Annotated in this window: 7 protein-coding genes; all 7 read left to right on the top strand. The window is 70.5% G+C overall.

Translation table 11 applies throughout. The annotated features are described in order from the left end of the window. The first annotated feature begins 98 nt into the window (after window positions 1-98). Window positions 99-1,634, top strand: a complete 1,536-nt coding sequence (locus tag ACTIGJ_RS02165; protein ID WP_439638618.1) for an amidase — start codon at window positions 99-101, stop codon at window positions 1,632-1,634. 44 nt (window positions 1,635-1,678) lie between these two features. Continuing rightward, entirely contained in the window at window positions 1,679-3,274 is a 1,596-nt protein-coding gene (locus ACTIGJ_RS02160; RefSeq protein ID WP_439638617.1) for an amidase, read from the top strand. Between the two features lie 175 nt (window positions 3,275-3,449). Beyond that, the gene (locus ACTIGJ_RS02155) at window positions 3,450-5,018 is read left to right on the top strand and encodes an amidase (RefSeq protein ID WP_439638616.1); all 1,569 of its coding nucleotides are present in this window, start codon (window positions 3,450-3,452) and stop codon (window positions 5,016-5,018) included. A 41-nt stretch (window positions 5,019-5,059) separates the two neighbouring features. Then, entirely contained in the window at window positions 5,060-6,649 is a 1,590-nt protein-coding gene (locus ACTIGJ_RS02150) for an amidase (protein ID WP_439638615.1), read from the top strand. A gap of 83 nt (window positions 6,650-6,732) precedes the next feature. Further along, window positions 6,733-8,802 (top strand): amidase family protein, encoded by a 2,070-nt coding sequence (locus tag ACTIGJ_RS02145; RefSeq protein ID WP_439638614.1) that lies wholly within the window; start codon window positions 6,733-6,735, stop codon window positions 8,800-8,802. After that, window positions 8,799-9,989 carry an efflux RND transporter periplasmic adaptor subunit gene (locus ACTIGJ_RS02140; protein ID WP_439638613.1) on the top strand — a complete coding sequence of 397 codons (1,191 nt, stop codon included), beginning with the start codon at window positions 8,799-8,801 and terminating at the stop codon, window positions 9,987-9,989. The genes ACTIGJ_RS02145 and ACTIGJ_RS02140 overlap by 4 nt, the downstream gene beginning before the upstream one ends. Beyond that, window positions 9,986-13,141, top strand: coding sequence for an efflux RND transporter permease subunit (locus ACTIGJ_RS02135; RefSeq protein WP_439638612.1), 3,156 nt, complete (start codon window positions 9,986-9,988; stop codon window positions 13,139-13,141). The genes ACTIGJ_RS02140 and ACTIGJ_RS02135 overlap by 4 nt, the downstream gene beginning before the upstream one ends. Window positions 13,142-13,179: the final 38 nt, after the last annotated feature.

The raw sequence follows: 13,179 nt of genomic DNA, 5'->3' as shown, positions 1-13,179 counted from the left end.
GGTTCCGGCGGTGTTCGACAACGGTGTTCAGGTAGGGGAGCGGGCGGCCCCCGCGTCTGAACGGAGGACGACTCCCTCCGGCACCCAGGACATCCGCGATGACTCCAGCACCCGCACGGCTTTCCGGTACGCGCCTCGATCGCCGCCGCTTTCTCGAAGGCAGCGCCACGGTCGGCGCGGCACTGGCGCTGGCGCCGCTGGCCCGGCCGGCGGCGGCGGCCGTGCCCGCTGCTGCGCCGCCGCTGTGGGCACGCTCGACGGCCGAGGTGGCGAAGCTGATCGCGGCCGGCACGGTCAGCTCGGTGGACGCGGTCAAGGCCTGCCTGGCGCGGATCGACGCGGTCAACGGCAAGTTGAACGCGGTGGTCGCCGAATGCCGCGAGCGGGCGCTGGCCGAAGCGGCCGCCGCCGATGCGCTGCGCGCCGCCGGCACCTCGCTCGGGCCGCTGCACGGCGTGCCGTTCACGGTCAAGGATTCCTTCGACACCGCCGGGCTGGTGTCGACCGGCGGCACGCTGGGCCGCAAGGCCTTCGTGCCCGGCCGGGATGCGACCGTGGTGGCCCGGGTGCGGGCGGCCGGGGCGATCCTGCTCGGCAAGACCAACACGCCGGAGTTCACGCTCGGCGGTGGCGGCAAGGGCACCATCAATCTGGTCTACGGCCTGACCCGCAATCCCTACAACCTGAACTACCAGCCGAGCGGCAGCGCCGGCGGCGCCGGCGCCATCGTCGCGGCCGGCGGCGCCTATTTCGATATCGGCTCGGACTACGGCGGCTCGATTCGCGGTCCGGCCTACGCCAACGGCATCGCCGGGCTGAAGCCGACCCTGGGCCGGGTGCCGCGCACCGGTCACATCGTCGGCTACGGCGGGCCGTTCGACTCGTTCCAGGAAACCGGCCCGCTGGCCCGCAAGGTCGAGGATCTGGCGCTGCTGATGCCGCTGCTGTGCGGCCCGGACGATGCCGACGCGACGATGGCCCCGGTGCCCTGGGGTGATCCGGCGGCGGTTGATCTGAAGCGCCTGCGCATCGCGTACTACACCAGCAACGGCATCGTCGATCCGACCGCCGAAGTGCAGGCGCTGGTGCTGCAGTGCGTCGGCTATTTCTCCAAGCTCGGCTGCAAGGTCAAGGCCGACAGGCCGCCGAAGATGAAGGAGCTGGCCGCCGCGCGGCAGGCCTTCAACGGCGCCGATGGCCGCGCCTTCATGCGCCGGCTGCTGAAGAAGCACGGCACCCAGCAGGCGTCGCCGGGCCTGCGGCTCGATGGCGAGGTACTGCCGAGCAGCGAGTTCACGCGGCTGTCGGAAGTCATCGACGGCATCCGCGCCGAGCAGCTGGCCTGGCTGGAAAGCTATGACCTGATCATCTGCCCGGCCAGCCAGCGGGCGCCGATCCCGCTCGACTACGTGCAGCCCGGCGGCGAGGCCGCGCGCAGCGGCAGCAACTACACCAGCCAGTACAACACCACCGGCTGGCCGGCCGGCGTGGTGCGCGCCGGCACCTCGAAGCTCGACCCCGGCCTGCCGCTCGGCATCCAGATCGTCGGCCAGCCGTGGCGAGACGACGTGGTGCTGGCCGCGATGGCCCACGTCGAGCGACAGACCGGCGGCTGGATCGCCCCGAACCTGTGACCGCCGCCCGCCGCTTGCCACCGAATCCTGACGCCGAGTCCGCCATGTCCCAGTCTGAAGCCCCTGCCGTACCGTCCGTTGCCCATCACGCCTTTCCGGAGCCGCGCAGCCGCCGCGCCTTTCTCGGCCTGGCCCAGGCGGCCGCTGCCGCCAGCGCCGTTGCCGCCGTGCAGCCGCTGCGCGCGGCGGCCGCTTCCAGCGATACCCGCGACGAGCTGATCTACATGTCGGCGACCAAGCTGGCCGGCCTGATCCGCGCGAAGAAGGTGTCGGCGGTGGAAGCGGTACAGGCCTGCATCGACCGCCAGCTGGCGGTCAACGATCGCCTCAACGCCGTGGTGATGAACAGCTACGCGCGGGCGCTGGCCGAAGCGAAGGCCGCCGACAAGGCCGCCGCGCGCGGCGACTGGATGGGCCCGCTGCATGGCGTGCCGATGACCATCAAGGATTCGCTCGATACCGAAGGCGTGATCACCACCGGCGCCACGTTCGGCCGCCAGCAGTTCGTGCCGAAGAAGGACGCCACGGTGGTGGCCCGCGTGCGCAAGGCGGGTGCGATCCTGCTCGGCAAGACCAACACGCCGGAGTTCACGCTCGGCGGGCTCGGCGGCATCAGCGCCGCCTCGAACCTGCTGTACGGCTCCTCGCACAACCCCTACGACCTGATCCGCAGCACGGCCGGCAGCTCGGGCGGCGCGGGGGCGATCGTCGCGGCCGGCGGCGCGCACTTCGACATCGGCTCCGACTGGGGCGGCTCGATCCGGGGACCTGCGCACAACAACGGCATCGCCGGCATCAAGCCGACCTCGGTACGCGTGCCGCGCACTGGCCACATCGTCGACTACGGCGGCATCTTCGATCTCTGGCAGCAGCTGGGGCCGATGACCCGCAGAGTCGAGGACCTGAGCCTGATCACACCGATCATCTCCGGCCCGGATTTCCACGATGCCTCCTGCGCGCCGGTGCCCTGGGTCGATCCGTCGACCGTGAGCCTGAACAAGCTGCGCGTCGCCTACTGCGTCGACAACGGCGCGACCGGGCAGGGCGCCACCGACGAGGACACGAAGAAGGTCGTGCGCCAGGTTGCCGCCTGGCTGAACGGCGCTACCGCATCGGTGGCCGAGGATGCGCCGACCGAGTTACTCAAGACGCTGTCCGGCGCGCGCAGCAAGCTGTCCAGCGGCGATGGCTACGCGTACTACAAGCGCCTGGCCGAGAAGTGGCACACCGAGAACATCTCGCCGCAGCGCAAGGCGCAGATGGCCGACCCGAAGCTGCTCAGCACCGCCGAGATGGTCGAGGCCTGGGAGCTGCAGGACGAGTGCAAGTCCGGCCTGCTGGCCTGGATGAAAGGCTACGACGTGTTCGTCTGCCCGGTTGCCGGCAAGCCGGCGCAGCCGATCGACGTGCCCGGCGGCGCCACACCGGGCGGCGCCTCGGCCGGCGGCGGCTGGCCGTACACCGGCGTCTTCAACTGCACCGGCTGGCCGGTGGTGGTGGTCCGCGCCGGGTCATCGGCGGACGGCAAGCTGCCGATCGGCGTGCAGATCGTCGCCGCGCCGTGGCGCGAGGACCTGTGCCTGGCGGTGGCCGCCTACGTCGAGGCGCAGAGCGGTGGCTGGCTGCCGCCGCCGATCTGAAGCCTTGCGCATGCCCACCCGCCCGCTGCCGGTCGCCGACCGCCAGCGGGTTTCTTTTGGGGCCTGTCGTCGGCGGCTGGCGACGCGGCTGGAGGTAGGGGGACGCCAGCGCGATCCGTTCCAGAAGCAGACCCCGCGCATCGCGCGGCCTGCCACCCGCCAGACGAGGAACTCCATGGGAATGCCGCTGCCGCCCTCCGCCACCGCCACCGCCCACGACCGCGCGCCGGCCGGTGATCACGGCCTGAGCCGCCGCCGCTTCCTGACCGGCAGCGCCGCCGCCAGTGCGGCGCTGGTGCTGGCGCCGCTCTCGCGCCACGCGCAGGCCGCCACGGCGGCCGAGGCGCTGACCTCGAAATCGGTCACCGAGATCGCGGCGCTGATCGCCAGCAAGCAGGTCAGCGCGGTGGAGGTGGTCAAGGCCTGCTACGCGCGCATCGATGCGGTGAACCCGAAGATCAACGCCGTGGTCGCCACCTGCCGCGAACGCGCGCTGGCCGAAGCCGCCGCTGCCGATGCCGCGCTGGCGGCCGGCAAGTCGCTGGGCGCGCTGCACGGCGTGCCGTTCACGATCAAGGATTCCTTCGACACCGCTGGCGTCGTGTCCACCGGCGGCACGCTGGGCCGCAAGGATTTCGTGCCCGGCAAGGACGCCACCGTAGTGGCCCGCGTGCGCGCCGCCGGCGGCATTCTGCTGGGCAAGACCAACACGCCGGAGTTCACGCTCGGCGGCGGCGCGCGCGGCACCTACAACCTGGTCTACGGCCAGACCTACAACCCGTACAACACGCTGTACACGCCGGCCGGCTCGTCGGGCGGCGCCGGCGCCATCGTCGCCGCCGGTGGCGCCTACTTCGATATCGGCTCCGACTACGGCGGCTCGATCCGTGGCCCGGCCTTCGTCAACGGCATCGCCGGCCTCAAGCCGACCCTGGGCCGGGTGCCGCGCACCGGTCATATCGTCGGCTACGGCGGCGCCTACGACTTCTTCCAGGAAACCGGTCCGATGGCGCGCCGGGTCGCCGATCTCGGCCTGCTGATGAGCCTGCTGAACGGCCCGGATTTCTCCGATGCCGCGATGGCCCCGGTGCCGGTCGGCGATCCGGCCAAGGTGCCGCTCAAGTCGCTGCGGGTGGCCTGGTACACCAGCAACGGCACCGTCGATGCGTCGGCCGAGATTCAGGCGCTGGTCAAGCAGTGCGTCGGCTATTTCTCGGCGCTCGGCTGCACCGTCAAGCAGGACCAGCCGCCGAAGATGCGCCAGCTCTGGGAAACCCGGCAGAAGTACGAGAACGCCGATACCCGCGCCCACCTGCGCGCGCTGCTGAAGAAGCACGGCACCACCCAGGCCTCGCCCGGCCTGCGGCTCGATGGCGAAGCGCTGCCGAGCGCCGACTTCACCCGCGTGCTCGAGGAAATGGACGCCATCAAGAGCGAGCAGCTGGCCTGGTTCGAGAACTACGACTTGATCATCTGCCCGGCTGCCAATCAGGCGCCGCAGAAGATTCCAGCCGAATTCGTGCGCCCGCCGAACTCGCCGGCGATGGCCGGCGGTGGCTACACCAGCCAGTACAACACCACCGGCTGGCCGGCCGGCGTGGTGCGCGCCGGCACCTCGAAGGACGAGCCGGGCATGCCGCTCGGCATCCAGATCGTCGGCCAGCCGTGGCGCGACGACGTGGTGCTGGCGGCGATGGCCCATGTCGAGCAGCAGACCGGCGGCTGGCAGCTGCCGCCAATCTGAACCCCTTTCCGTCTCCCTCGCGACTCCTGGAACGCCTGCCCATGAACCTGCCGAAAACCGCTGCAGATGCGCCTGCCGCTGCAGCCCATGCCGACCAGCCGACCACCCGCCAGTTCAGTCGCCGCGAACTGCTGAACCTGGCGCGCTCGGCGACCGTCGCGCCGATCGTCGCGGCCCCGGTGCTGGCGGTCAGCCAGGCCGCATCGACCGACCCCAGCAGCGAGCTGATCTACATGTCGGCGACCAAGCTGGCCGGCCTGATCCGCGCCAAGAAGGTGTCGGCCATGGAAGCGGTGGAGGCGTATATCGACCGCCAGCTGGCCGTCAACGACCGCCTCAACGCCGTGGTGATGAACAGCTATGCGCGGGCCCGCGCCGAAGCGAAGGCCGCCGACCAGGCCGCCGCGCGCGGCAACTGGATGGGCCCGCTGCACGGCGTGCCGATGACCATCAAGGACTCGCTCGACACCGAAGGCGTGATCACCACCGGCGCCACCTACGGCCGCCAGCAGTTCGTGCCGAAGCAGGACGCCACGGTGGTGGCCCGCGTGCGCAAGGCCGGCGCGATCCTGCTCGGCAAGACCAACACGCCGGAGTTCACGCTTGGCGGGCTGGCCGGCATCAATGCGGCATCGAACCTGCTGTACGGCTCTTCGCACAACCCGTACGACCTGAGCCGCACGACCTCCGGTTCCTCCGGCGGTGCCGGCGCGATCGTCGCCGCCGGCGGCGCGGCCTTCGACATCGGCTCCGACTGGGGTGGCTCGATCCGCGGCCCGGCGCACAACAACGGCATCGCCGGCATCAAGCCGACCTCGGTGCGGGTGCCGCGCACCGGCCACATCGTCGACTACGGCGGTCTCTACGATCTCTGGCAGCAGCTGGGGCCGATGACCCGGCGGGTCGAGGACCTGAGCCTGATCACGCCGATCATCTCCGGCCCGGACTTCCGCGATGCCTCCTGCGCGCCGGTGCCGTGGGCCGACCCGGCGGCGGTGAACCTAAAGAAGCTGAAGGTCGCGTTCTTCGCCGCCAACGGCGTCACCGACACCGACGATGACGTCAAGCAGACCGTGATCCAGGTGGCGAAATGGCTGGAAGGCGTGACCACCAGCGTCACCGAGGATCTGCCGAAAGCGATCCTGCAGGACCTCTACGACAGCCGCACGCAGCTGACCAATGCCGACGCCTGGGCCTTCTACCAGCGCATGGCGGCCAAGTGGGGCACGCAGAACTTCTCGCCCTCGGTGGCCGAGCGGATGAAGTCGATGACGCCGATCTCCACGGCCGAAACAGTGGCGGCCTGGGAAGCGGCCGATGACGCCAAGTCGCGGATGCTCGGCTGGATCAGCCAGTACGACGTGCTGATCTGCCCGGTGTCCGGCAAGGCGGCCGAAGTGATCGACCGGCCCGCGTCTGCGGCGCGGCCGAACGCCTACGCCTGGAGCTATACCGGCGCCTTCAACTCCACCGGCTGGCCGGTGGTGGTCGTGCGCTGCGGCACCTCGGCGGACGGCAAGCTGCCGATCGGCGTGCAGATCGTCGCCGCGCCGTGGCGCGAGGACATCTGCCTGGCGGTGGCCAGCTATCTGGAAAGCCGCTCCGGCGGCTGGAAGAAGCCGCCGATCTGAGGACTGCGCCGCGCATGAACCGCCCCCGCGACAGCGGCCGCTGCAGGTCCGCCAGCCCGTCCCTCCGACTGGAGTTTCGCCGCATGTGCAGTGTTTCCCTGATACGGCCGCTGGCGCTGCTGCTCGGGCTGGCGGCTGCTAGCGCCGCCGCGCAGTCGGCCAGTCAGCCCGCGATGCCGGCGGCGGCCGCAGCGGCGGCGCGCTTTCCGGTCGAGGAGCTGTCGATCGCCAGCCTGCTGGCCGCCTACCGGGCCGGCACGACGACCGCCGTCGAGGTCGTGCAGGCCTCGCTGGACCGCATCGAGGCCTACGACAAGCGCGGCCCGCTGCAGAACAGCCTGATCACCGTCAACCCGGCGGCGCTGCAGGAGGCCGCTGCGCTCGATGCCCAGCGCAAGGCCGGTGCGCCGCTCGGCGCGCTGCACGGCGTGCCGGTGGTGGTGAAGGACAACATCGACGTCGCCGGCCTGCCGATGACCTCCGGCTTCCAGGGCTGGAAGCACTACCGCCCGCCGGTTGATGCACCGCTGGTGGCGAAACTGCGGGCGGCCGGCGCGGTGATCATCGCCAAGGCCTCGCTGTCGGAGTTTGCGCGCGGCGGCGGCGACAACATCAATTCGGTGTTGTCCGGCTTCGCCCGCAATCCCTACCACACGGCCTATGCGACCGGCGGCTCCTCCGGCGGCACCGGCGCCAGCGTCGCGGCGAGCTTCGCGGTGGTCGGCATCGGCACCGATACCGGCGGCAGCGTGCGGATGCCGTCCGCCCACAATGCGCTGGCCGGGCTGCGGCCGACGGTCGGCCTGGTGTCGCGCACCGGCATCGTGCCGCTGGACAGCGTGCGCGACACCGCCGGGCCGATGGCGCGCTCGGTGGCCGACATGGCGATCCTGCTCGACGTCATCGCCGGTCCCGATCCGCAGGATGCCGCGACCGCGCGCAGCGCCGGCCACATTCCGCCGCGCTATAGCGCAGCGCTGAAGCCGGACGCGCTGAAAGGCGCGCGGCTCGGCGTGCTGCGCCAGGTGTTCAGCCTGAAGGTCGCCGACCCGCGCGTGATCGCCCGCTTCGAGCAGACCCTGGCCGAGCTGAAGGCGGCCGGCGCGATCCTCGTCGACCCGTTCACGGTGCCGGAGCTGGACCAGATCCCGCGCCCGCCGCAGACGCCGGCGCAGTTCAAGGCCGATCTCACGCAGTGGATCGCGCAGCATCCCGGCGTGCCGTATCCGTCGGTGCAGGCGATCGCCGATTCCAAGCTCGTGCATCCGCTGCATCAGGCCGGCATGGACCTCGCCGCCGCTGCCGGTCCGGTCGAGACCGATGCCGACACCCTGGCCGGCGCGCGCGGCGAGCAGGCTTATCGCGACGGCTTCACGCGGGCGATGAAGGCGGCCAAGGTCGACGCCGTGGTGTTCCCGACCTGGGCCCAGCTGCCGGCGCTGAACGGCGACCGCAACACCCAGCTGGTCGATGAGCCGCAGCCGCCACCGAACGCCGGACCGACGGCGCTCGGGTCGAGCCTGACCTTTGTCGGCAGCGCGCTGCAGTGGCCGGCGCTGTCGGTGCCCAGCGGCTATCTCGGCGACGGCCTGCCGATCGGCCTGCAGATCCTGGGCCGGGCCTGGGACGAGGCGCGGATCATCGGCTACGCCCACGCCTACGAGCAGGCCACCCGCTACCGCCATCCGCCGGCATCGGTGCCGCCGCTGGCCTCGTCGTTCGCGAGCCGCTTCGTCGGCACCTGGAAGCTGGTCGAGATCCTGGAGCGCGATGCCAGCGGTGCGACGCGCGCCTCGCCGCGCGGGCCGTCGACCGGCCAGCTGGTCTACGGCGCGGACGGCCGGCTGTCGGTGCAGATCATGAAGCTGGGCCGGCCATCGGTGGCCTCCGGCGCGCTGGCCAGCGCCAGTGCCAGCGAGCTGCAGGGTGTGGTCGACGGCTTCAGTTCCTACTTCGGCACCTGGGAACTGCTGCCGGCCGAAGGCTGCGTCGTGCATGTGCAGGACGGCCAGCTGCTGCCGAACAGCATCGGCAGCCGCGCCAAGCGCTACTACGGCTTCGACGCCGATGGCCGGCTGTCACTGGCCACGCCGCCGCGCGGCGAACCGGGCCGCGAAACCGCGCAGGTGTTCGTCTGGGAGCGCATCTCGTGAAGGCCCGATCCCGGCTTCTGCTCGGCGTGATCGCGGTGGCGGCCGTTGCCGGCCTTGCCGCACCGCGCGGGCTGCCGCTGATCCGGGCCGCCGAGACGCCGCCGGACCGCGCCGGTCCGGAGTCCGGCAAGGCCGATGGCAAGGCCCGCAAGCAGGGCGACAAGGCCGACAAGGGCGAGGCCGGCCGCGCGCCGCAGAAGGTGGCGACGCTGCGCATCGCCCCCGAGCCGTTCACCGAAAGCCTGAGCGCCACCGGCTCGCTGCTGGCCGACGAAGGCGTGGAGCTGCAGGCCGAGATCAACGGCAAGATCGCCGCGATCCGCTTCCGCGAAGGCTCGCGCGTGAAGCGCGGCGAGCTGCTGGTCAAGCTCAACGATGCCGACCTGCGCGCCCAGCGCGCGCTGGCGCAACACAACCTGGAGCTGGCGCAGCTGCGCGAGCAGCGGGTCGGCCAGCTGGTCAAGGAAGGCATCGTCACCGCGTCCGACTACGACACGGCGCGCTTCGAGGTCGCCGCCCGGCTCGACCAGATCTCGATCATCGAGGCCCAGATCGAGAAGACCGAAGTGCGCGCGCCGTTCGATGGCGTGGTCGGCCTGCGCTATGTCAGCGAAGGCAGCTACGTGAACGCCACCACGCGGGTCGCGACCCTGCAGCAGATCGACCGGCTGAAGGTGAATTTCTCGGTGCCCGAGAAATACGCCGGCCGCATCCGCATCGGCAGCCCGATCCGCTTCGCGATCAACGGCAGCGACCGCCGCTTTGCCGGTGCCATCTACGCCTTCGATCCGCGCATCGACGCCGGCACCCGCACGGTGGTGATCCGCGCGGTCTGCGACAACCCGGAAGGCGTGCTGCTGCCCGGCGCCTTCGCCAATGTCGAGCTGGAACTGGCGACTGTCAGCGACGCCATCCTGGTGCCGGCCGAAGCGGTGATTCCCGGCGTCAGCGACAAGAACGTGTTCGTGATGGTCGACGGCAAGGCCGAGCGGCGCGCCGTGGAGATCGGCACCCGCACCGCCAACCAGGTGCAGATCCTGAGCGGCCTGAAGGCCGGCGATCGGCTGATCGTCTCCGGCCTGCAGCAGATGCGCGCCGGCCTGGCGGTGGCCGATGTCGCCGATGGCGACGGCAGCCGGAAAGGCCCGGCCACGGCCCGCGCCGCCAGCGCGAAGGCGCGTTCATGAGCCTGGCGGAGCTGAGCATCCGGCGGCCGGTGCTGACCCTGGTCATCTCGCTGCTGATCATGCTGTTCGGCGCGCTGGGCCTGCGCGCGCTGCCGGTGCGCGAGTATCCGGCCGTCGATCCGCCGTCGATCTCGATCACCACCAGCTATCCGGGTGCCGCCGCCGAGGTGGTGCAGGCGCAGATCACCGAGCCGCTGGAAGAAGCGATCAACTCGGTGGCCGGCATCAGTGCGCTGACCTCCACCAGCCGCGAAGGCGCCAGCCAGATCACCGTGGAGTTCTCGCTCGACGCCGATCTGGAAACCGCCGCCAGCGACGTCCGCGACCAGCTGGCGCGCGCCGTGCGCAATCTGCCGCCAGACACCAATCCGCCGATCCTGAACAAGGCCGATGCCGATTCCAGCCCGATCTTCGGCCTGTCCATTTCCAGCCGGCAGCGCTCGCAGCTGGAGCTGTCGGCCTACGCCGATGCGCTGCGCGAGCGCCTGCAGACGGTGCCTGGCATCGCCCAGGTGGAGCAGCCGGCCGAGAAGCGCTATGCGATGCGACTGTGGATGGACCCGGACCGGATGGCCGCCTACGGCATCGCGCCGACCGACATCCGCGCGGCGCTCGGCCGCGAGAACCTGGAGCTGCCGTCCGGCCGCATCGAGGGCAGCGCCATCGAGCTGCCGGTGAAGACGCTGTCGCGGCTGGCGACGGCGGAGGATTTCAACAACCTGATCGTCAAGCGCAGCGACACCACCATCGTCCGCTTCCGTGACATCGGCTATGCCGAGCTGGGTGCGCAGAACGAGCGCGGCGCGCTGAAGATGGGCGATACGCCGATTGCCGGGCTGTACTTCAAGCAGCAGCCGGGTGCCAACCAGATCGACATCGTCGACCAGTTGCGTCAGCGGCTCGACGAGGTGCGCAAGGACCTGCCCGACGATCTGCAGATCGACATCGCCTACGACAACACCGAGTACGTGCGGCGCTCGCTGATCGAAGTCACCGAAACCATCTTCATCGCCTTCGTGCTGGTGGTGCTGGTGGTCTTCGCGTTCCTGCGCGAAGGGCGCACCACCTTGATCCCGGTGCTGGCGATTCCGGTGTCGATCATCGGCGCGTTCGGCGTGATGTCGGTGGCCGGCTTTTCGATCAACACGCTGACCCTGCTCGGCATCGTGCTGGCGATCGGGCTGGTGGTGGATGACGCGATCGTGGTGCTGGAGAACATCTACGCCAAGATCGAGGCCGGCATGGGGCCGGTCGAAGCCGGCATCGCCGGCACCCGCGAGATCTTCATGGCCGTGGTGTCGACCACCATCACGCTGGCCGTGGTGTTCCTGCCGCTGCTGTTCATGGGCGGCCTCTCGGGCCGGCTGTTCCGCGAGTTCGGCGTAACCATCGCCGGCGCCGTGCTGATCTCGGCGCTGGTGGCGCTGACGCTGACGCCGATGCTCAGTGCCCGGCTGCTGAAGGCACACCAGGGCCACGGCTGGCTGTTCACCCGCACCGAGCCGCTGTTCGCGGCGCTGGAGCACGGCTACGCGGCAACCCTGGGCCGGGTGCTGGGCCTGCGCTGGCTGGCACCGCTGGTGCTGGTGGCGGCAGCGGCGCTGATCGTCGTGCTGATGGGCCTGCTGCCGCGCGAGCTGGCGCCGATGGAGGATCGCGGCCGGGTCTGGGTGCGGGCAACGGCGGCCGAGGGTGCCAGCTACGACTACATGCAGAACTTCATGGACGACGTCACCGCCGCGACCGTCGCCCGGGTGCCGGAAGCGCATCTGATGATGACCCAGGTGCCCGGCTTCGGCGGCGCCAACGGCGTGTCGGGGCCGGTCAACAACGGCTTCGTGCGGGTGTTCCTGAAGGACCGCGCCGAGCGCAGCCGCAGCCAGGGCGATATCGCCGCCGATCTGCAGGCGATGGCCAAGCGCTTCAACGGCGCCCGCGTGAACATCACCCAGGAGGCCAGCATCGGCGACCGGCGTGCGGCACAGGCCGGGGTCCAGTACGTGCTGCAGACGCTGGAAATCGATGCGCTGCGCGAGGCGCTGCCGAAATTCCTGGAAGCGGTGAAGGCCAGTCCGGTGTTCACCTTCGTGGACGCCGATCTCAAGTTCAACAAGCCGGAAGTGCGGGTCCGCATCGACCGCGCCAAGGCGCAGACCCTGGGCGTGTCGGCGCAGGACATCGCCCAGACGCTTCAGGCCTCGCTGTCCGGCCAGCGCTTCGGCTACTTCATCCTCAACGGCAAGCAGTACGACGTGATCGGCCAGCTGACCCGCGATTTCCGTTCGCGCCCCGACGCGCTCGAAGGCTTGTCGGTGCACAGCGCCACCGGCGAGCTGGTTCGGCTCGACAACCTGGTCAGCCTGACCGAGAGCAGCTCGCCGCCGGAGCTTTACCGCTACAACCGGATGGCGTCGGCCACGGTGTCGGCAACGCTGGCGCCCGGTCATACGATCAGCGAAGGCATTGCCGTGTTCGATGCAGCGGCAGCGGCCGTACTCGACGGCCGTTACACGACGACCCTGACCGGCGCGGCGCGCGACTTCGTGCAGAGCGCATCGTCGCTGGGCATCGTCTTCGTGCTGGCGCTGGTGCTGATCTATCTGGTGCTGTCGGCGCAGTTCGAAAGCTTCCTCGACCCGCTGGTGATCCTGCTGACCGTGCCGCTGGCACTGGCCGGCGCGCTCGCCGCGCTGTGGGCGTTCGGGCAGACGCTGAACATCTTTTCGCAGATCGGCCTGATCATGCTGATCGGCCTGGTGACCAAGAACGGCATCCTGATCGTCGAGTTCGCCAACCAGCGCCGCGCGCTCGGTGCCGCCAGTGCGCTGCTGGCCGTGCGCGAAGCCGCCGCTGCCCGGCTGCGACCGATCCTGATGACCACGCTGGCAACGCTGCTCGGCATCCTGCCGATCGCGCTGGCGCTCGGCGCCGGCTCGGAAGCCCGGGTGTCGATGGGCATCGCGGTGATCGGCGGCCTGCTGATCGGCAGCGCGCTGACCCTGTTCGTGATTCCGGCAATGTACGTGCTGCTGAAAGCGCTGGCCGGTGATCGCACCGCCAGTCGCGCCGATGCGCGTGCTGACGATCGCGGCGAAGCGGCTGCGGCATCGCCCGCCACCGCATCACCGGATTCGCCGCCGCTGCTGCCTTGATCCGCGCCCCGGCGGCCCGCACTGCTCGCGCGCAGCCC

Origin of the sequence: Nevskia sp. (genome assembly GCF_051860985.1) — a bacterium.
Classification (GTDB): domain Bacteria; phylum Pseudomonadota; class Gammaproteobacteria; order Nevskiales; family Nevskiaceae; genus Nevskia.
This window is presented reverse-complemented; position numbering and strand designations above follow the sequence as displayed.

What these genes read in the sequence shown, in the direction of transcription:
- ACTIGJ_RS02155 (WP_439638616.1), top strand. Translation starts at nt 3,450, where the DNA reads ATGGGAATGCCGCTGCCGCCCTCCGCCACCGCCACCGCCCACGACCGC.
- ACTIGJ_RS02145 (WP_439638614.1), top strand. Translation starts at nt 6,733, where the DNA reads ATGTGCAGTGTTTCCCTGATACGGCCGCTGGCGCTGCTGCTCGGGCTG.
- ACTIGJ_RS02160 (WP_439638617.1), top strand. Translation starts at nt 1,679, where the DNA reads ATGTCCCAGTCTGAAGCCCCTGCCGTACCGTCCGTTGCCCATCACGCC.
- ACTIGJ_RS02135 (WP_439638612.1), top strand. Translation starts at nt 9,986, where the DNA reads ATGAGCCTGGCGGAGCTGAGCATCCGGCGGCCGGTGCTGACCCTGGTC.
- ACTIGJ_RS02150 (WP_439638615.1), top strand. Translation starts at nt 5,060, where the DNA reads ATGAACCTGCCGAAAACCGCTGCAGATGCGCCTGCCGCTGCAGCCCAT.
- ACTIGJ_RS02165 (WP_439638618.1), top strand. Translation starts at nt 99, where the DNA reads ATGACTCCAGCACCCGCACGGCTTTCCGGTACGCGCCTCGATCGCCGC.